The organism is Serratia sp. PAMC26656, assembly GCF_016469055.2.
GTDB lineage: Bacteria > Pseudomonadota > Gammaproteobacteria > Enterobacterales > Enterobacteriaceae > Serratia > Serratia plymuthica.
The window spans coordinates 853,891-873,276 of sequence record NZ_CP150486.1; the positions used below are offsets into that span (position 1 = coordinate 853,891).

The following is a 19,386-nucleotide window of genomic DNA, read 5'->3' on the forward strand; positions in this document are numbered from 1 at the left end:
TATGGGCGGCTGGGTGAGGGCTTGATGCGGAACAGGATTGTGATTGTCGGCGGTGGAACCGGTGGGACGATATTAGCCAACGTGCTGGCCACTAAATTGCATCGGGATATATTGAATAATAAGGTTGAGTTATTAATGATTTCGGATTCTCCGATTCATTATTATAAACCGGCATTTATGTACGTGGCATTTAATGCCTTTTTTAAACAGGAGTTAATGCGTCCGCAACAAAGTTTGCTGAGTCCGGAAGTTAAGTTTGTTGTTGATAAAGCTGAGCGGTTCGATTTATCTCAGCGGGTGATCCATACCCGTAGCGGCAAACAGTATGCGTACGATTTCCTGGTGTTTGCTACCGGTTGCGTGCCTTGGCCTGAGCGTATCGAGGGGTTAGCGCAGGCGGGGGATCACTTCTATCAGTATCAGGCGGCCCGGCAGTTGGCGCAAAAGCTGGCGACAATCGAAAAAGGCCGCATTTTTATTACCGTCTCCTTCCCTGAAACGCCCAACGTGCCACACCAATGTGGCATCGCACCGATTGAAACCACGCTGATGCTTGATGATTACCTGCGTCGGCGCGGCGTGCGTAAGGCGATTGAGATTGTTTATACCTATCCCAGCGTTTCACAGCTGTTGCGTAATTGCCTGTTTCTACAGCGCCCTACCGCCGAAGCCTTACCCGCGATTTTCGCGGCGCGAGATATTCGCCATCAACGTGGTTTTACCCTCAATCGGGTGGATACGCAGCGACAGGTGGCATACTCCGCCGAGGGCGAGGAACAACCTTTCGATATCCTGATGGCGACGCCGCCGATCCGTGCGGTCGAAGCGGTACGCAATACCGGGCTGAGCGATATTAAAAATGGAGAAGGCTGGCTGCCGACCGATCACCAGACATTGCAGGTCTACGGGCAGCAGGGGGTTTATGTCATCGGCGATACGGTGGATCTGCCCGTCAGCAAAGCCGGCGGTTCCTGCCACAATCAGGCGCCGGTGATCGCCGATAACATTGTGGCTGAACTGAGGCTGGGCCAGACCGTAAGCCACTACGACGGCAAGGTGCAGGCAATTGCCCAGATGGGGCTGCACGCCGGTATGCCGCTGGTTTATGACTACCGGCATGATGTGTTGCCGACGCCGCCGACCAAGGTGGGCGGTATGCTGCGCAACGTGTTTAACCGCAGCCTCTACTGGGCGACGGTACGCGGGCTGATATAGCGAGGGGCAGTGATGAACGCACCTGAAAATGAACCCCTGACGGCACTGCTGGAGAAGCTGGAACCGCTGCTGGCCGGTGGGCGGCTCGATAACGTAGTCGATCTGCTGTCGTTGCTGTCAGATGGGGTGGATATCGCGGATAACGCGCTGGTGGAAAAACTGGCCGGCCAATTTGAAGGCGTAGTAGCCGCAGGATGGGAAGGCGGCATGGCGCTGCGAATGGCACACACGGAACTGCAGCTGGATCCGCCGCCTGCCAATTTTCGTTCACTGTATGCCTTGTTACGTCAGCCGGATACCTTGTTGGGCCTGATGTTGGTGCTGCGTACCTTGCAAATTATCGGTGGGCGTATGCGCATGAGCACGCTGCCGCCTGACGCCGCTGATGAATAACGGGAATTGTTTTACTCAATCAGGTAAGGAGTTGTTATGTCTGACACTATCCGACACGCCTTTGCCACACGTGCGATCCACCACGGCTACAATCCTCAGCAATATTTGGGGGCGCTTTGTCCACCGGTCTTTATGAGTTCGACCTTTGCCTTTCCTACGGCAGAATACGGTGGTGCCTGCTTTGCCGGCAGCGAGCCGGGCTATTTTTATTCGCGCATCGCCAACCCGACGCTAAATCTGCTGGAACAGCGGATAGCCAACCTGGAGGGCGGTGAGGCGGCGGTGGCGTTTTCTTCCGGTATGGGGGCGATCACCGCCTGTTGCTGGACGCTGCTGGCGCCGGGAGATGAGCTGATCGTCGATGAAACCATTTATGGCTGCACTTTCAGCTATTTTCATCAGGGTCTGGCGCGTTTTGGCGTCAAGGTTACGCACGTCGATCTGACGCAGCCGGAAAAACTGGCAGCAGCCATAGGGCCACGTACCCGTTTGGTGTACTGCGAAACGCCGGCCAACCCCAATATGCGGCTGATCGATATTGCCGCGGTGGCGGAGATTACTCATCGGCAGCAGGCGCTGCTGCTGGTGGATAACACGTATTGCACGCCCTATCTGCAACAACCGTTGGCGCTTGGGGCTGACATCGTGGTGCATTCCGCCACCAAGTATATCGGCGGCCACGGGGATTTGCTGGCCGGGTTGGCGGTGACCCGCCAGGATTTGGCGCAGAATATCCGGTTGGTGGGACTGAAGGATATGAACGGCGCGGTATTGTCGGCGCAGGATGCCGCGCTGCTGTTGCGCGGTTTGAAAACCCTGCAGCTGCGCATGGATCGCCACTGCGATAACGCTCAGCGGTTGGCGGAAATGCTGGTTCAGCATCCTGCGGTAGAGCAGGTGTATTATCCGGGGTTGGAGACTTTCCCGCAGTACCCTTTGGCGCAGCGGCAGATGACGCGTCCTGGCGGCATGATCGCTTTTGAACTGAAGGGCGGTATGGCGGCGGGCATTCGTTTCCTCAATGCGTTGGAGTTAATCTTGCGTGCCGTCAGCCTGGGGGATTGCGAAACGCTGGCGCAGCATCCGGCGAGCATGACCCATTCCGCTTACAGCGCGGAAGAGCGTCAGCGGCATCATATCAGCGATGGATTGATTCGCCTGTCGGCGGGCCTGGAAGACATAGAGGATTTGTGCGCCGATATCGAACAGGCGCTGGCACAGGCGTAATAAAAAACCCGCCAGTGGCGGGTTTGAGCGTTAATACTGAGGCGAGCTTGTGACGGGGGAACTTCCCCCTTTTTTACGCACCCACAACCAGTATGCCAAGGTAAGGAAAGCCACCCACACCAGCCCGACGTACAGGGCGATGCGGCTATCCTCGAAGTAACCGAGCAGGCCGATGACGAACAGCATAAATACTGTCGCCAGCGCCGGTGCTATCGGCCACCACGGAACCGGGAAGCTCAGTTTACTGACCTCCTGCGGCGTCAGCGTACGGCGCATGGCTGCCTGCGACAGCAGGATCATCAGCCACACCCAGACGGTCGCGAAGGTGGCGATGGAGGCGATGATCATAAAGACCTGTTTTGGTATCAGGTAGTTAAGCACCACACCCAACAGCAGGGCGACAGACATCACCAGCACCGTCATCCAGGGCACGCCGTTGGCGGTCAGCTTGGAGAAGCTTTTCGGTGCCTGGCCATCCTGCGCCATGCCGTACATCATGCGGCCTGCGCCGAAGATGTCGCTGTTGATGGCGGAAATGGCGGCGGTGATCACCACCACGTTCAACACGTTGGCGGCGGAGCTGATGCCCAGATTGCTGAAGATCTCCACAAACGGGCTGCCGTTCTGGCCGATGCTGTTCCACGGATAGATAGCCATCAGCACCAGCAGCGTCAGTACATAGAACAGCAGGATGCGCACCGGTACCGCATTGATCGCTTTCGGCAGCACCTTCGCCGGGTCTTTCGCCTCGCTGGCGGTGATACCGATGATCTCGATGCCACCGAAGGCGAACATCACTACCGCCAGCGAGGCGATCACGCCGCCGATGCCGTTAGGCATAAAACCGCCGTGCTGCCACAGATTGCTAAAGCCGGTGGCGTGCTGGGTCTGGCCGAAACCAAACAGCATCACCGCCGCGCCGCCGACGATCATCGCCACGATAGCCGCGACCTTGATCAGCGACAGCCAGAACTCCATTTCGCCGAACACTTTCACGCTGCACAGGTTGAGCGCGCCGATAAACATGATAATGCTGAGCACCCACACCCATTGGGCGACGTCCGGGAACCACAGCCCCATATAGATGCCGAAGGCGGTGACGTCCGCCAGGGCGACGATCACCATTTCGAAGGTATAGGTCCAGCCGGTGAGGAAACCGGCCAGCGGGCCAAGATAGTGGCTGGCGTAGTGGCCGAACGAACCGGATACCGGTTGATGCACCGCCATTTCACCCAGCGCGCGCATGACCATAAACACCGCCGCGCCGCCGACCAGATAAGCCAGCAGCACGGCTGGACCGGCCAGTTGGATCGCCCCGGCGGAGCCGTAGAACAGGCCGGTACCGATGGCAGAACCGAGCGCCATAAAGCGGATATGCCGCGCGTTTAATCCGCGTCTGAGTTGTGTTGTTTCATTACGCATGTTGCTTCCCGTTGAGTTTTTATTGCCGAACAGGCACGCGCTATCCGCACCGGGTGGAACGCACCCGGCGGGACAGAACAAACTGCGTGGTATAACCCTTATTTACTCGAAGCCGCCGCGTTGTTAGCGGCAACGCCAACTACTTTGGGTAGAGGTTTTATTTATGCCTGGCTAGGCAGCAGCGCTGAAGGTATCAGCGATGTCAGATGACCGGCCGCCAACAGCTGACTGGCGGCTTCAATGTCGGGAGCGAAGAAACGATCCTTGTCGTAGTAGCTGACATGTTCACGCAGCACGCGGCGTGCCTGCTCCAGACCTTCCGACGTTTTCAGGCCCTTGCGCAGATCCAGCCCCTGACAAGCGGCCAGCCACTCGACGGCCAGGATGCCGCGCACGTTATCCGCCATTTCCCACAGGCGGCGGCCTGCGGCCGGTGCCATGGAGACGTGGTCTTCCTGGTTGGCGGAGGTCGGGATGCTGTCGACGCTGGCCGGGTGGGCCAGAGCCTTGTTCTCGCTGGTCAGTGCCGCGGCGGTCACCTGGGCGATCATAAAGCCCGAGTTCACCCCGCCGTTGTCCACCAGGAATGGCGGCAACTGCGACATGTGTTTATCCATCATCAGCGAGATACGGCGCTCGGACAGCGAGCCTATTTCGGCAAACGCCAACGCCAGGTTATCGGCGGCCATGGCGACCGGTTCGGCGTGGAAGTTGCCCCCGGACAGCACGTCACCCTCTTCGGCGAACACCAGCGGGTTGTCGGATACGGCGTTGGCTTCGATCTCCAGCACTTCGCTGGCCTGGCGGATCTGCGTCAGGCAGGCGCCCATGACTTGCGGCTGACAACGCAGGGAGTAAGGATCCTGCACTTTCTCGCAGTTGCGATGCGAATCGGACACTTCGCTGCGTTCGCCGAGCAAGTGGCGGTAGGCGGCAGCGGCGTCGATCTGGCCACGCTGGCCGCGCACCGCATGGATACGCGGGTCAAACGGGCTGCGTGAACCCAGAGCGGCTTCCACCGTCAGGCTACCGGTGACCGTTGCCGCAGCGTACAGGTCTTCCGCGTCAAACAGGCCGCGCAGAGCAAAGGCGGCGGAAACCTGCGTACCGTTCAGCAGCGCCAGGCCTTCTTTGGCGGCCAGCGTCAGAGGTTTCAGGCCCGCTTTGGCCAGCGCCTCGGTGGCAGGCAGCCATTCGCCCTGATAGCGGGCCTTGCCTTCACCCAGCAGCACCAGGCTCATGTGCGCCAGCGGCGCCAGGTCACCGGAGGCGCCAACGGAGCCTTTCAGTGGAATGTGCGGGTAAACTTCTGCATTCACCAGTGCCATCAGCGCCTGGATCACTTCCAGACGGATGCCGGAAAAGCCGCGCGACAGGCTGTTGATTTTCAGCACCATAATCAGGCGCACCAGGTTGTCGTCGGTCGGGGCGCCAACGCCGGCGGCGTGGGACAGCACGATCGAACGCTGCAGGTTTTCCAGATCTTCACGGGCGATACGGGTGGAGGCCAGCAGGCCAAAACCGGTATTGATGCCATAGGTGGTGCGGTTTTCTTCAACGATGCGTTCTACGCAGGCAACGCTTTGCTGAATGGCGGCATAGGCGCTGTCATCCAGCGTCAGGTTGACCGGATGCTGATAAACCTCACGCAGCTGCGCCAGAGTCAGTTGGCCAGGGCGAATAGTCAGCGCTTTCATGCTTTGTCTCCTTGAGTGGCGGCGACCATCGGCAGATTCAGACCTTGCTCGCGGGCGCATTCGATGGCGATGTCGTAACCGGCATCGGCATGACGCATTACACCGGTGGCTGGATCGTTATGCAAGACGCGGGCGATGCGCTCGGCGGCTTCATCGGTACCGTCGCAAACGATGACCATGCCGGAATGCTGCGAGAAGCCCATGCCGACACCCCCACCGTGGTGCAGAGAAACCCAGGTCGCGCCGCTGGCGGTATTCAGCAGTGCGTTGAGCAGCGGCCAGTCGGATACGGCGTCTGAACCGTCTTTCATCGATTCGGTTTCGCGGTTCGGGCTTGAGACCGAGCCGGAGTCCAGGTGGTCGCGGCCAATCACGATCGGTGCGGACAGCTCGCCGCTGCGTACCATCTCGTTGAACGCCAGGCCCAGTTTGGCGCGCTGGCCCAGCCCGACCCAGCAGATACGCGCCGGCAGCCCCTGGAAGCTGATGCGCTCGCGCGCCATATCCAGCCAGTGGTGCAGATGCTCGTCGTCCGGGATCAGCTCTTTAACTTTAGCGTCGGTTTTGTAGATGTCCTGCGGATCGCCGGACAGCGCAGCCCAGCGGAACGGGCCGACGCCGCGGCAGAACAGCGGGCGAATATAGGCCGGTACGAAGCCCGGGAAGTCGAAGGCGTTGCTGACGCCCATTTCTTTCGCCATCTGGCGGATGTTGTTGCCGTAGTCGAAGGTTGGTACGCCCATTTTCTGGAAGGCCAGCATGGCTTCCACGTGTTCGGCCATTGACTGCTTGGCGGCGATGACCACCTGAGCGGGTTCGGTCTGCGCGCGCTGGCGGTATTCTTCCCAGCTCCAGCCCTTCGGCAGGTAGCCGTTCAACGGGTCATGGGCGCTGGTCTGGTCGGTGACCATGTCAGGACGCACGCCGCGGCGTACCAGTTCCGGCAGGATATCCGCTGCGTTGCCGCACAGGGCGATAGAGATGGCTTTGCCTTCGGCGGTGTATTTCTTGAGACGCGCCAGCGCGTCGTCCAGATCGGTCGCCTGTTCATCGACGTAGCGGGTTTTCAGACGGAAATCGATGCGGCTCTGCTGGCATTCGATGTTCAGCGAGCTGGCACCGGCCAACGTGGCGGCCAAGGGTTGTGCGCCGCCCATGCCACCCAGACCGGCGGTCAGCACCCAGCGGCCTTTCAGGCTGCCGTCGTAATGCTGACGGCCAGCTTCCACGAAGGTTTCGTAAGTGCCCTGGACGATGCCTTGGCTGCCGATGTAGATCCAGCTGCCGGCGGTCATTTGGCCGTACATGGCCAGGCCTTTGGCATCCAGTTCGTTAAAGTGTTCCCAGGTGGCCCAGTGTGGCACCAGGTTGGAGTTGGCGATCAGCACGCGCGGTGCGTTGCTGTGGGTTTTGAATACGCCGACCGGCTTGCCGGATTGCACCAGCAACGTTTCGTCGTCTTCCAGCGTTTTCAGGGTGGCGACAATTTTGTCGTAGCAGTCCCAGTCACGCGCGGCGCGGCCAATGCCGCCGTACACCACCAGTTCATGTGGGTTTTCCGCTACTTCAGGATCGAGGTTGTTCATCAGCATGCGCAGCGGCGCTTCGGTCAGCCAGCTTTTTGCATTTAATTGTGTGCCGCGTGGCGCGCGTACATCGACATGGCGAACTTTGTTATTTGCAGTCACAGCATTTTCCTCAAACAGTATCGGTGCAGATTCCATGACGCGGTGGGGTGAATCACCACGGCATAACAATGCGTAGGGTTTATTAACATATACTTGTATGTACAAGCATATGCAACACTGACCAGTGGACGCCTTAAATGGCATAAGAGAAAGTTATTTTTGTTTATTATCAATAATATGATGTTGTTTGTGAGGCTGGGATCATTAGGTTGGGGCAGAAGAATAGTGAGCTATTCAACAAAAATGAATTAAAAATGGGTCATTTTTGAGCGTCAAATCACAATAATTTTACATACCCATTACAAGTTAGATGCGGTGATAAAAAAATCATATCGCCGACAGCAAAACGCCCGCCACTCTGGAACACAGGGATGCATTCCAGAGTGGCGGGCGTTAGCCTTATGCTGTCGGTTGCAGTGCCGCTCTTCGGGTCATTTTGAATACCGTAGCGATGGCGGCGATCAGCGCCGGCACGCACAGGAACATCAGGATGCTTTGCACTTCCCACTGCATGGCCAGCAGTTGCGCGCCCATCATGGTCCCCGCAACGCCGCCAAATCGGCCTATGCCCTGCATCCACGCAATACCGGTAGCGCGGCTGTGGGTGGGATAAAAGGTGGCGGCCAATGTTTGCAGGCCGGACTGCGCGCCGTTCATGGTGATGCCCATCAGGAAGATAAAGGCGCCCAGCAGCACGATATGGCTGTCCTCGGTCGCCATCGCCACAATCAGCAGGGCGGTGATCACAAAGCCGCTTGATACCACCTTATGGGCGTTCCAGCGGTCCATCAGCCAGCCAGCCAGCAAAATGCCGAGAGTGCCGCCGAAGGTGAACAGCGAGGTCAGAATGGCTGACTGTTCAAGCTGATAACCCAGGCCCTGCATCAGGATCGGCATCCAGCTCAGCAGCACGTAATAAATCACCAGCCCCATGAAGTAGGTTAGCCACAGCATCAGCGTGCCAGCCAGATAAGGGCGGGTGAACAGCAGGCCGATGCTGGTTTTTGACTGCGCCAGCTTCTCTTCATACAGATAGAAACGCGTGACGTTATCAATATTCTGGCTGACAAAACGCTGGGCTATACGTCGGATTTTCATTGCGTCCTTGCCGCGATTCACCATGTATTTTACCGATTCCGGCAGGAACAGGATCAACAATACCGTCAGGATCAGCGGGGCAATCGCCCCCAACAGCAGCACGCTGTGCCAGCCATAGGCCGGGATCAGCCACGATGAGATAGCGCCACCACCGGCCGCACCCAGCGGGAAACCGCAGTACATGGTGTTAATTGCCATCGAACGGCAGCGCTGCGGCGCATATTCCGAAATGAGCGTGATGGCGTTCGGCATCGCCGCGCCCAGCCCCAGCCCGGTCAGAAAGCGCCACAGCGTCAGGCTGTTGAGCGAACCGGCATAGGCGGTGGCCAGGCTGGACAGGCCGAAGAACAGACACGAAAACACCAGCACCCGCTTGCGACCGATGCGATCGGAGATCGGTCCGGCCACCAGCGCACCGAGTGACAGCCCCAGCAGCGCGGCGCTCAGCACCGGGCCAAGATCCTGTCTCACAATTCCCCAATCTTTGGCGACCGAAGGGGCGATATAACCCATTGCCGCAGTGTCAAAGCCATCAATGGCAAGGATCAGAAATCCCAAAATGATTAAAGTCCAATGGAACAGCGAGAACTTGCTGTCGTCGATGGCTTGCTGAATATTCAACTCGCTGGAATGAGCCATGGCAACCTCTAAACGCAGATGTGATGTTGGTGGATGCACTGCCGGAACGGATGTCCGACTTGTGCTTGCCTGTATATACATCTGTGTCGCGGCAGTTCATGTCAAATATATTTGTCCGATTTGTTATCTGGATGTTGTTTTTACACCGCAGGATGCATCGCCAATGCGGCAGTTGACGCAGATAAACGTAATAAATGAAGCAGATAGGCGGTGAGATAGGCTGAGCTACGGGCAGAAGATAAAATTTAATACAATTTAGCCAGTTTGGTTGCCGGGCCGTAATCTGAGATAATCGCTTTTTCCCTATCCTGATTGAGAAACCGATGCAGTACCCGATTAATGAAATGTTCCAAACCTTGCAGGGCGAAGGCTTTTTTACCGGCGTTCCGGCCATTTTTATCCGCCTGCAGGGCTGCCCGGTAGGATGCAGTTGGTGCGATACCAAACATACCTGGGAAAAGGAAGCCAATCGGGAAGTGGATATGCAGCGGATCCTGGTAAAAACAGAAGAGAGCGATGCCTGGGGCAGCGCCAGCGCGGAGCAACTGCTGGCCGTCATGCGCCAGCAGGGCTATACCGCACGTCACGTGGTGATCACCGGCGGCGAGCCGTGCATTTACGATTTGACCCCGCTGACCCAATTGCTGGAAGAAAATGGCTATGGTTGCCAGATTGAAACCAGCGGTACCCATGAGGTCCAGTGCTCGGCGAAAACCTGGGTGACGGTTTCCCCCAAGGTGAATATGCGCGGCGGCATGAAGGTGCTGGATCAGGCTTTGCAACGTGCGGACGAGGTGAAGCATCCGGTTGGACGCGAGCGTGATATTGAAGCGTTGGATGCGCTGCTGGCGACGCTGCACGATGAAAAACCGCGGATTATCGCGTTGCAGCCAATCAGTCAAAAGGAAGAGGCGACTCGCCTGTGCATTGAAACCTGCATTGCGCGTAACTGGCGCTTGTCAATGCAGACGCATAAGTATTTGAATATTGCATAAAATTTAGGGCGCTATACAGCGCCCTTTCTTCAACCTTTATAGACGCATCCCGCGCTGCAGGTTTCTTTCACCATGACCGCACTCAGTTCCGGCAACTGGGGTTTAAGCTGTTGCCAGATCCAGGCGGCAAGCACTTCGCTGGTGGGATTTTCCAATCCTGGAATATCGTTCAGATAATGGTGATCCAGGCGCTCCCAGATCGGGGAGAACACGGCTTTAAGCTCGGCGAAATCCATCACCCATCCGGTGTGTGCATCCACTTCACCGGTCACTTCCAGACGCACCATAAACGAATGCCCATGCAGACGGCCGCATTTATGGCCCTCCGGTACATGCGGCAAACGGTGTGCGGCTTCAAACTGAAAATCTTTAAACAGCGTGGTTGCCATTATTACGGCCTCATTGACTCAAAAACCGCCGCATAGTACCGGAAAGCGCGCCTGCTTGCCATTTATACTGCTTTAGTCTACCCGTGCGCCGTTAAACCGGCGTTAACACTTTTTTTGTTTGGTCCGTGCCGTACCTATCGGATGGGGTAATCAGCGGTAAATGCGATTCATTCAAAAACTGCCAAAAAAACAGGTTTATTTTCAAAAGGATAAAAATCGCTCTTTAGCGTTTTAACCACTATCCCTTACCAGAAAAACCGCTTAGTCATTTTGGTTATTATTTATTGCTATCCCTTATTTAATCGTTGCTATTGTGCTCGGTAACCTTACAAACTCTCCTGATCTTTTCAGGACCCCAGACTGAACGAAAAGACAGCGACTGACATTGGCGAGCGCCTGGCTGGATAGGTGCCATACCCGTTGCCTTTCAAACTGCAGCGTTGTTACCTGCACTCGCTCTTCCCAGTGACTTACCAAAGTAAGCGCCTGGGGTGAGCGAGTTGGCCGCCTGGCTGCAGCTTGAAATTCATAGGCTATAAGTAAGGAAATAAGTACTGCGATGACGACTCAGGCTCCTCCAACATCTTTGCTCCCGCTGACGCCCGAACAGCTGGCGCGCCTGCAAGCGGCGATTGGTGAATATTCACCGACGCAACTGGCGTGGCTGTCAGGCTATTTCTGGGGAATGGTTAACCAACAACCCGGAGCCGTAGCCATTGCGCCGGCTGCATCCGCTGCCGCCAGCATCACGATAATTTCTGCGTCCCAGACCGGCAATGCGCGCCGCCTGGCGGAGCAACTGCGTGACGATCTGCTGGCCGCCAAGCTGAGCGTCACTCTGGTGAACGCCGGCGACTACAAGTTCAAGCAGATCGCCCAGGAACGTTTGCTGGTGATCGTCGCCTCCACGCAGGGGGAGGGCGAACCGGCGGAAGAGGCGGTTGCGCTGCATAAATTCCTGTTCTCGAAGAAAGCGCCCAAACTCAACGAGACCGCATTTGCGGTATTCGGGCTGGGGGACACTTCCTACGAGAACTTCTGTCAGTCCGGTAAAGACTTCGACGGCAAGCTGGCCGAGTTGGGTGCCGAGCGCCTGGTGGAGCGCATTGACGCCGATGTGGAGTACCAGGAACTGGCCACGGCCTGGCGCAAGCAGGTAGTGGATGTGCTGAAAGCGCGTGCGCCGGCGGAAAACGCCGCACCGGGCGTGCTGGCTAGTGGCGCGGTTGACCTGCTCGACAGCAGCCCGTACAGCAAAGAACAGCCGCTGACCGCACAACTGGCGGTGAAGCAAAAAATTACTGGCCGCGGCTCCGATAAAGACGTGCGCCACATCGAGATCGATCTCGGTGATTCCGGCCTGCGCTACAAACCGGGTGATGCGCTGGGCGTATGGTTCGATAACGATCCTGCGCTGGTGGACGAACTGGTTCAGTTGCTGTGGCTGAAGGGTGATGAGCCGGTGGAAGTGGAAGGCAAGACCCTGCCGCTGGCTGAAGCGTTGCGCAGCCACTTCGAGCTGACGCAAAACACCACGCCGATTGTCGATAAATATGCCGCGCTGTCGCGTGACGAGAAATTGATTGGCCTGTTGGCGGATAAAGCCGCGTTGCAGCATTACGCGCACAATACGCCGATCGTCGACATGGTGCGCCAGGCCCCGGCGGATCTTAGCGCCGAGCAGTTGATTGGCCTGCTGCGTCCGCTGACGCCGCGTCTGTATTCCATCGCCTCCTCGCAGGCTGAGACCGAAAACGAAGTGCACGTTACCGTTGGCGTAGTACGTTACGACATCGACGGCCGCGCCCGCGCCGGCGGCGCTTCCAGCTTCCTGGCCGATCGCCTGGAAGAGGACGGCGACGTACGGATTTTCATTGAGCATAACGACAACTTCCGCTTGCCGGCTAACCCGGAAACCCCGGTGATCATGATCGGTCCCGGCACCGGCATTGCCCCGTTCCGCGCCTTTATGCAACAGCGTGACGTCGAGGGTGCGAGCGGCAAGAACTGGTTGTTCTTCGGCAATCCGCATTTTACCGAAGATTTCCTGTATCAGGTTGAATGGCAGCGCTATGTCAAAGACGGCCTGTTGACCCGCATTGATTTGGCCTGGTCACGTGACCAGCAACATAAGGTTTACGTACAAGACAAACTGCGCGAACAGGGCGCTGAAGTGTGGCGCTGGATTCAGGAAGGCGCGCACATTTACGTCTGTGGCGATGCGAACCGCATGGCGAAAGACGTGGAAAACACATTACTGGAACTGGTGGCCGAGCACGGTGGCATCGATACCGAGCTGGCGGATGAATTTTTAAGTGAGCTGCGCCTTGAGCGCCGTTATCAGCGAGATGTTTACTGATGAGTGATAAACACCCGGGGCCTCTGGTGGTTGAAGGCAAACTGGCCGATGCCGAGCGTTTGAAGAAAGAAAGCAACTTCCTGCGCGGCACTATCGCCGAAGATTTGAAGGACGGCCTGACCGGCGGTTTCAACGGCGATAACTTCTTGCTGATCCGTTTCCACGGTATGTACCAGCAGGACGACCGCGATATCCGTGCCGAGCGCGCCGAGCAGAAGCTGGAACCGCGTCATGCGATGATGCTGCGCTGCCGTTTGCCGGGGGGTATTATTTCCCCGCAGCAATGGCTGGGCATCGATAAGTTCGCGCAGGAAAGCACGCTGTACGGCAGCATTCGCATCACCAACCGTCAGACCTTCCAGTTCCACGGTATTGTGAAGGGTAACGTCAAGCCGGTGCACCAATTGCTGAACCGTCTGGGGTTGGACGCGCTGGCTACCGCCAACGACGTGAACCGCAACGTGCTCTGCACCTCGAACCCGGTGGAGTCCGAGCTGCATCAGGAAGCCTACGAGTGGGCGAAGAAGATCTCCGAGCATCTGCTGCCGCGTACCCGTGCTTATGCGGAAGTGTGGTTGGATCAGGAAAAAGTGGCAACTACCGACGAAGAGCCGATCCTCGGCGCTACCTATCTGCCGCGTAAATTCAAAACTACGGTGGTGATCCCGCCGCAGAATGACGTCGATCTGCACGCCAATGACATGAACTTTGTGGCGATCGCCAAGAACGGCAAGCTGGTGGGCTTTAACCTGCTGGTGGGCGGCGGCTTGTCGATTGAACACGGCAACAAAAAGACCTATGCGCGTCAGGCCAGCGAATTCGGTTACATTCCGCTGGAACACACGCTGGCGGTAGCCGAAGCGGTGGTGACCACCCAGCGCGACTGGGGGAATCGTACCGATCGCAAGAACGCCAAAACCAAATACACGCTGGAACGCGTCGGTGTGGATACCTTCCGCGCCGAAGTGGAAAAACGCGCCGGCATTACCTTTGAGCCGATCCGCCCGTACGAATTCACCGGGCGCGGCGATCGTATCGGTTGGGTAAAAGGCATTGATAATCAATGGCACCTGACGCTGTTTATTGAAAACGGCCGCCTGCTGGACTATCCGGGTCGCCCGTTGAAAACCGGCGTTGCCGAGATCGCCCGGATCCACAAAGGGGATTTCCGCCTGACCGCCAATCAGAACCTGATCGTCGCCGGCGTGCCGGAAAGCGAGAAGGCGAAGATCGAAGCCCTAGCGCGCGATCATGGCCTGATCGACGACGGGATCAGCGAGCAGCGTAAAAACTCGATGGCCTGCGTGTCGTATCCTACCTGCCCGCTGGCGATGGCGGAGGCCGAGCGCTTCTTGCCGGAGTTCGTCACCAAGGTGGAAGGGATCATGAACCAGCACGGCGTGGGTGACGAACACATCGTGTTGCGCATCACCGGCTGCCCGAACGGCTGCGGCCGTGCGTTGCTGGCGGAACTGGGCCTGGTGGGCAAGGCGGTGGGTCGCTATAACCTGCATTTGGGCGGTAACCGTGAAGGCACGCGCATTCCACGCATGTACCGTGAAAATATTAACGAAGAAGAAATTCTCAAGGAGATCGACCAACTGGTTGGCCGCTGGGCGAAAGAGCGCACTGTGGGCGAAGGCTTTGGCGATTTCACCATCCGCGCGGGCATTGTCAGGCCGGTTGTGGATCCGGCGCAGGATTTCTGGGACTGACGTCGTTTGGCCCCTCTTTGGTGGGGCCAAGTGAGCGCGGTAGAGTTCAAGAATCAGGAGGCAGGCAATATGGCTGAATTCGATCTGGCGGCGCTGAATGCGTTGCCCAAGTCTGGACAGGCGTTGAAGCTGGGGGCCGTCAACGGTCAACTGGAAACCCTTTCCGCCGAGCAACGCGTGGAATGGGCATTGGAACATCTGCCCGGCGAGTTTGTGCTTTCTTCAAGCTTTGGCATTCAGGCGGCGGTGTGTCTGCATCTGGTCACCCGGATCAAGCCGGATATCCCGGTGATCCTCACCGACACCGGCTATCTGTTCCCTGAAACCTATCAGTTTATCGATCAACTGGTCGACAAACTGAAGCTGAATCTGCAGGTGTTCCGTGCCGAGCAGTCGCCCGCCTGGCAGGAGGCGCGCTATGGCAAACTGTGGGAACAGGGCGTAGAAGGTATCGAGAAATACAACCAGATCAACAAGGTTGAACCGATGAATCGCGCACTGGAGACCCTTGGCGGGCAGACCTGGTTCGCCGGCCTGCGCCGCGAGCAATCCGGCAGCCGCGCCAACTTGCCGGTGCTGGCGGTGCAGCGTGGCGTATTCAAAATCCTGCCGATTATCGATTGGGATAACCGCAAGATTTATCAATACCTGACCGATCACGGCCTGAGTTACCACCCGTTATGGGAGCAAGGCTATCTGTCGGTCGGGGATACCCATACCACGCAGAAATGGGAGCCGGGCATGAGCGAGGAAGAAACTCGCTTCTTCGGCCTCAAGCGTGAGTGCGGCCTGCACGAAGGCTAAGTTTGCAGTGAACCCGCTCAAGGCCCGGCAATGTTTGTCGGGCCTTGTTATTTCTATTTAAAATTACTTTTTCTGCGCTTTAACCGGATGCGCCTGCGCCAGTTCTTTGATTAGCGGCAGCAGGATCTGCACGCTCTCGCGGCTGCGCTTGTCGATCCTGCCCGGCAGATAACGTTCCAGATACTGCAAGTTGTCGTACTGCGGGCGGTGCCAGGTCATGCCTTGCGGGAAATGGGGGCTGACGGCGCGCTGCTGGTAGCCGTCTTTATCACCCAGTGACCAGTTGGTGGCTTCGACCGAAAGCACCGGAATACCTGCGCTATCAAACACCTCTTGATCGGAACAACAACCGGTGCCTTTCGGCCGTTGTTTGCTGCCAGGATTAGTAGCAGCGGCGATGCCGTAACGGTGGGCGATATCCAGGGCGCGATCGCGGCTCCGCTTGGCCATCTTAGGCGGGGTATTGAGACCGGCGTTGAAGTACAAACGATCGCCGGTTACCAGGCTGTCGAGGTTAATCACCAGTACGGTGTTGCGTTTTTCTTCCGAGCTCATACGTTGCAGGTAGTTCTGTGCGCCCAGCGAGCCGATCTCCTCGGCGCTGGTGGCAACAAAGCGCAGGCCGTAAGCGGTGGGGATGTTCTTCAGGCGCTCCGCCAACTCCAGCATTACGCCGACGCCTGAGGCGTTGTCATCCACGCCCTGCAGCGTCAGCCCACCAAGGTTGTTGTCCAGATCGGCATCGCTTTGCGGGGTGTAAGTATCAAAATGCGCCACGATCAGGATCTGCTGCGGGCTGCTGCCATTTTTGGCGGCGATCACCGAACTGGCGGTGACGTTATTCCAGTTCTTTTTACCGTCTTTGCTGGTGTAGAGATAGCGGGTGTTGAAGCTGCGGATATCGCTCTGATAGCCCATCTTGCCGAATTGTTGTTTGAGGTAGTCTGCCGTGAGCAATTCTGCCGGGCTGCCCGCCATGCGGCCGGGGAAATAGGTGGCGATATGGCGAATCTGGTCGGCGGCGAATTTCCCCATTGGGGCTTCTTTCACTGCCGGGAGAGTGGCCGAAACGCTGAAAACGCCGCTGAGCGCTGCTGCCAGCAGGCCGGTCTTCAGGTAAACGCGGGAGAGCATACCGAAAAATCCTTCTTTGATATCGGCGATACCGATGATTTTTTGCGGTGTCCAGTATGAGACGACGCGCGACATTACACAATTTCTTCGGCTCCTAATTTTGGCGCCTGCGCGCAAACTTTCATCCCGCTTATCACCGCCTGAGCCATGCGATGCGGCCTATATTCCATAAAGGAACTATTAATTCCTTTTCGTCATTTCAGAGGCTAAATCTCAGCCCGTATAGTCACACTATCTTTCTGCATATATGAAAAGGCTGTTGTGGACTATCTACCTATATTTGCCGACCTGAAACAACGCCCGGTGTTGGTCGTTGGCGGCGGCGAAGTGGCTGCGCGCAAAGTCGATCTTCTCCTGCGCGCCGGGGCTGAAATACGGATAGTTGCGCAGTCGCTCTCACCGGAACTTGAACATCAGCGTCAGCAGGGGCATATCCGCTGGCTGGGGCAGGCTTTTGCCGCGCAACAGCTGGATGACGTTTTCCTGGTGATTGCCGCAACCGATGACAGCGTGCTGAATGCCCAGGTGTTTAGCGAGGCGGATAAACGCCGGGTGTTGGCTAATGTGGTCGACGATCAGCCGCGCTGCTCGTTTATCTTCCCGTCGATTATCGATCGCTCACCGCTGGTGGTGGCCGTCTCTTCCAGCGGCCAGGCGCCGGTATTGGCGCGCATGCTGCGCGAAAAGCTCGAAGCGTTGTTGCCTGCCAGCCTGGGGCAGATGGCGGAGGTGGCTGGGCGCTGGCGCGGCCAGGTGAAGCAACGGCTGAGTTCAATCGGCGAACGTCGTCGCTTTTGGGAGAAAACTTTCGGCGGTCGCTTCTCCACGCTGGTGGCCAATGGTCAGCAGGCGCAGGCGGAGCAGCAGTTGGAGCAGGATTTGCAGCAGTTTGCACTGGGCAGCGAAGGCACCCAGGGTGAAATTGCGCTGGTGGGCGCAGGCCCTGGCGACGTGGGGTTGCTGACCTTGCGTGGGCTGCAGGTGATGCAGCAGGCCGATGTGGTGCTGTATGACCATTTGGTTAGCGATGAAATTCTGGATTTGGTGCGTCGCGACGCTGAACGCATCTGCGTGGGCAAACGTGCCGGCGCACACTCGGTGATTCAGGAAGAAACCAACCGTCTGCTGGTGGAACTGGCGCAACAGGGCAAACGCGTGGTGCGGTTGAAGGGGGGCGATCCCTTTATCTTTGGCCGCGGTGGCGAAGAGCTGCAAGTGGCTGCAGCCGCAGGCATTCCATTCCAGGTTGTGCCAGGCGTAACCGCCGCTGCCGGGGCGACGGCTTATGCCGGCATCCCGCTGACGCACCGTGACCATGCGCAGAGTGTTACCTTTATTACCGGCCACTGTCGTCCCGACGGCGACGGGCTGGATTGGGCCGATCTGGCGCGTGCGCGACAGACTCTGGCTATCTACATGGGCACCATGAAGGCGGCGGATATCAGTCAGCGCCTGATTGCCCACGGCCGCGAGGCCAGTACGCCGGTCGCGGTGATCAGCCGCGGTACGCGTGCGGACCAACAGGTGCAGATCGGTACCTTGCAACAACTCGAACAATTGGCTCAACAGGCACCGTTACCGGCGCTGCTGGTGATCGGCGAAGTGGTGGAACTGCATCACCAAATCGCCTGGTTTGGGCATCAACCGCAGACGGAAGGGGTATCACGCCCAGCCGTCGTGAATTTGGCTTAAGGATCTGTTATGGACGAAAAACGACTCACTCATTTGCGGCAATTGGAGGCGGAGAGTATCCATATCATCCGTGAAGTCGCCGCTGAATTCGGCAACCCGGTGATGCTCTATTCCATCGGTAAAGACTCTTCCGTGATGCTGCACCTGGCGCGTAAGGCATTCTACCCAGGCACGTTACCCTTCCCGTTGCTGCACGTGGATACCGGCTGGAAATTCCGCGAAATGTACGAATTCCGTGACCGTACTGCGAAAGAATACGGCTTTGAGCTGCTGATACACAAAAACCCGGAAGGCGTGGCGATGGGCATCAACCCGTTCGTGCACGGCAGCGCCAAGCACACCGATATCATGAAAACCGAAGGTCTGAAGCAGGCGCTTAACAAGTACGGTTTCGACGCCGCCTTTGGTGGGGCGCGTCGTGACGAAGAGAAATCGCGCGCCAAAGAGCGCATCTATTCCTTCCGCGACCGCTTCCACCGCTGGGATCCGAAAAACCAGCGCCCGGAGCTGTGGCACAATTATAACGGCCAGATCAACAAGGGTGAGAGCATTCGCGTGTTCCCGTTGTCGAACTGGACTGAGCTGGATATCTGGCAATACATCTTCCTGGAAAAAATCGACATCGTGCCGCTGTATTTGGCTGCACCGCGTCCGGTGGTAGAGCGTGACGGCATGTTGCTGATGGTGGACGACGATCGTATCGATCTGCAGCCGGGCGAAGAGATCAGCCAGCGTATGGTGCGCTTCCGCACCCTGGGCTGCTGGCCGCTGACCGGCGCGGTGGAATCGGAGGCGGAAACGCTGCCGGAGATCATCGAAGAGATGTTGGTATCTACCACCAGTGAGCGCCAGGGACGGATGATCGACCGCGATCAGTCCGGCTCGATGGAGCTGAAGAAGCGTCAAGGGTATTTCTAAG

The 19,386-nt window shown here is 57.7% G+C and carries 15 protein-coding genes; 9 read left to right on the forward strand and 6 right to left on the reverse strand.

What is annotated here, in order from left to right:
• Positions 1–24 precede the first annotated feature (24 nt).
• Genes JEM67_RS04530 through JEM67_RS04540 form a run of 3 tightly spaced genes read left to right on the forward strand, consistent with a single transcriptional unit; the run spans position 25 to position 2,835 of the window.
• The gene (locus tag JEM67_RS04530; protein ID WP_199638294.1) at positions 25–1,215 is read left to right on the forward strand and encodes an NAD(P)/FAD-dependent oxidoreductase; all 1,191 of its coding nucleotides are present in this window, start codon (positions 25–27) and stop codon (positions 1,213–1,215) included.
• A gap of 12 nt (positions 1,216–1,227) precedes the next feature.
• Positions 1,228–1,608, forward strand: coding sequence for a hypothetical protein (locus JEM67_RS04535; RefSeq protein ID WP_199638296.1), 381 nt, complete (start codon positions 1,228–1,230; stop codon positions 1,606–1,608).
• Between the two features lie 36 nt (positions 1,609–1,644).
• Positions 1,645–2,835, forward strand: coding sequence for a methionine gamma-lyase (locus JEM67_RS04540; RefSeq protein ID WP_199638298.1), 1,191 nt, complete (start codon positions 1,645–1,647; stop codon positions 2,833–2,835).
• A gap of 30 nt (positions 2,836–2,865) precedes the next feature.
• Here JEM67_RS04540 and JEM67_RS04545 read toward each other — a convergent pair whose 3' ends face one another.
• The 4 genes from JEM67_RS04545 to JEM67_RS04560 all read right to left on the reverse strand — a co-directional run bounded on the left by JEM67_RS04545 (position 2,866) and on the right by JEM67_RS04560 (position 9,379).
• Complete coding sequence (locus JEM67_RS04545; protein WP_013811526.1) at positions 2,866–4,257, reverse strand: amino acid permease; 1,392 nt, start codon at positions 4,255–4,257, stop codon at positions 2,866–2,868.
• 161 nt (positions 4,258–4,418) lie between these two features.
• Positions 4,419–5,954, reverse strand: a complete 1,536-nt coding sequence (gene hutH / locus JEM67_RS04550; RefSeq protein WP_013811527.1) for a histidine ammonia-lyase — start codon at positions 5,952–5,954, stop codon at positions 4,419–4,421.
• Entirely contained in the window at positions 5,951–7,642 is a 1,692-nt protein-coding gene (hutU, locus tag JEM67_RS04555; protein ID WP_004950232.1) for a urocanate hydratase, read from the reverse strand. The genes hutH and hutU overlap by 4 nt, the downstream gene beginning before the upstream one ends.
• Positions 7,643–8,041: 399 nt before the next feature.
• A complete protein-coding gene (locus JEM67_RS04560) occupies positions 8,042–9,379 on the reverse strand; it encodes an MFS transporter (RefSeq protein ID WP_013811528.1) in 1,338 nt (445 codons plus the stop codon).
• Between the two features lie 323 nt (positions 9,380–9,702).
• Here JEM67_RS04560 and queE point away from each other — a divergent pair, with 323 nt between their 5' ends.
• Positions 9,703–10,374 carry a 7-carboxy-7-deazaguanine synthase QueE gene (gene queE, locus JEM67_RS04565; protein ID WP_013811529.1) on the forward strand — a complete coding sequence of 224 codons (672 nt, stop codon included), beginning with the start codon at positions 9,703–9,705 and terminating at the stop codon, positions 10,372–10,374.
• A gap of 29 nt (positions 10,375–10,403) precedes the next feature.
• Here queE and queD read toward each other — a convergent pair whose 3' ends face one another.
• Positions 10,404–10,763, reverse strand: coding sequence for a 6-carboxytetrahydropterin synthase QueD (queD, locus tag JEM67_RS04570; protein ID WP_004950240.1), 360 nt, complete (start codon positions 10,761–10,763; stop codon positions 10,404–10,406).
• A gap of 559 nt (positions 10,764–11,322) precedes the next feature.
• On the opposite strand from queD, the gene cysJ reads away from it, so the two are divergent.
• The 3 genes from cysJ to JEM67_RS04585 all read left to right on the forward strand — a co-directional run bounded on the left by cysJ (position 11,323) and on the right by JEM67_RS04585 (position 15,641).
• Positions 11,323–13,122 (forward strand): NADPH-dependent assimilatory sulfite reductase flavoprotein subunit, encoded by a 1,800-nt coding sequence (gene cysJ / locus JEM67_RS04575; protein WP_199638300.1) that lies wholly within the window; start codon positions 11,323–11,325, stop codon positions 13,120–13,122.
• Positions 13,122–14,837, forward strand: a complete 1,716-nt coding sequence (gene cysI, locus JEM67_RS04580; RefSeq protein ID WP_199638309.1) for an assimilatory sulfite reductase (NADPH) hemoprotein subunit — start codon at positions 13,122–13,124, stop codon at positions 14,835–14,837. Before cysJ ends, cysI begins: the two co-directional genes overlap by 1 nt.
• 69 nt (positions 14,838–14,906) lie before the next feature.
• Positions 14,907–15,641, forward strand: coding sequence for a phosphoadenylyl-sulfate reductase (locus JEM67_RS04585; protein ID WP_006323641.1), 735 nt, complete (start codon positions 14,907–14,909; stop codon positions 15,639–15,641).
• Positions 15,642–15,704: 63 nt separating this feature from the next.
• Here the strand turns inward: JEM67_RS04585 and JEM67_RS04590 are convergent, their stop codons facing one another.
• Positions 15,705–16,775 (reverse strand): aminopeptidase, encoded by a 1,071-nt coding sequence (locus JEM67_RS04590; RefSeq protein WP_199638363.1) that lies wholly within the window; start codon positions 16,773–16,775, stop codon positions 15,705–15,707.
• Positions 16,776–17,036: 261 nt separating this feature from the next.
• On the opposite strand from JEM67_RS04590, the gene cysG reads away from it, so the two are divergent.
• On the forward strand, positions 17,037–18,467 hold the full coding sequence (gene cysG / locus JEM67_RS04595) for a siroheme synthase CysG (RefSeq protein ID WP_199638311.1): 1,431 nt from the start codon (positions 17,037–17,039) through the stop codon (positions 18,465–18,467).
• 9 nt (positions 18,468–18,476) lie between these two features.
• Positions 18,477–19,385, forward strand: a complete 909-nt coding sequence (gene cysD, locus JEM67_RS04600) for a sulfate adenylyltransferase subunit CysD (RefSeq protein WP_004950261.1) — start codon at positions 18,477–18,479, stop codon at positions 19,383–19,385.
• The last annotated feature ends 1 nt before the right edge of the window (position 19,386 follow it).

Bases quoted from the DNA above. Each gene is read 5' to 3' on its own strand.
- JEM67_RS04590 (WP_199638363.1), bottom strand. From the start codon at position 16,775: ATGCTCTCCCGCGTTTACCTGAAGACCGGCCTGCTGGCAGCAGCGCTC.
- hutH (WP_013811527.1), bottom strand. From the start codon at position 5,954: ATGAAAGCGCTGACTATTCGCCCTGGCCAACTGACTCTGGCGCAGCTG.
- JEM67_RS04540 (WP_199638298.1), top strand. From the start codon at position 1,645: ATGTCTGACACTATCCGACACGCCTTTGCCACACGTGCGATCCACCAC.
- JEM67_RS04560 (WP_013811528.1), bottom strand. From the start codon at position 9,379: ATGGCTCATTCCAGCGAGTTGAATATTCAGCAAGCCATCGACGACAGC.
- cysI (WP_199638309.1), top strand. From the start codon at position 13,122: ATGAGTGATAAACACCCGGGGCCTCTGGTGGTTGAAGGCAAACTGGCC.
- queE (WP_013811529.1), top strand. From the start codon at position 9,703: ATGCAGTACCCGATTAATGAAATGTTCCAAACCTTGCAGGGCGAAGGC.
- JEM67_RS04530 (WP_199638294.1), top strand. From the start codon at position 25: ATGCGGAACAGGATTGTGATTGTCGGCGGTGGAACCGGTGGGACGATA.
- JEM67_RS04545 (WP_013811526.1), bottom strand. From the start codon at position 4,257: ATGCGTAATGAAACAACACAACTCAGACGCGGATTAAACGCGCGGCAT.
- queD (WP_004950240.1), bottom strand. From the start codon at position 10,763: ATGGCAACCACGCTGTTTAAAGATTTTCAGTTTGAAGCCGCACACCGT.
- cysJ (WP_199638300.1), top strand. From the start codon at position 11,323: ATGACGACTCAGGCTCCTCCAACATCTTTGCTCCCGCTGACGCCCGAA.
- JEM67_RS04535 (WP_199638296.1), top strand. From the start codon at position 1,228: ATGAACGCACCTGAAAATGAACCCCTGACGGCACTGCTGGAGAAGCTG.
- cysD (WP_004950261.1), top strand. From the start codon at position 18,477: ATGGACGAAAAACGACTCACTCATTTGCGGCAATTGGAGGCGGAGAGT.
- JEM67_RS04585 (WP_006323641.1), top strand. From the start codon at position 14,907: ATGGCTGAATTCGATCTGGCGGCGCTGAATGCGTTGCCCAAGTCTGGA.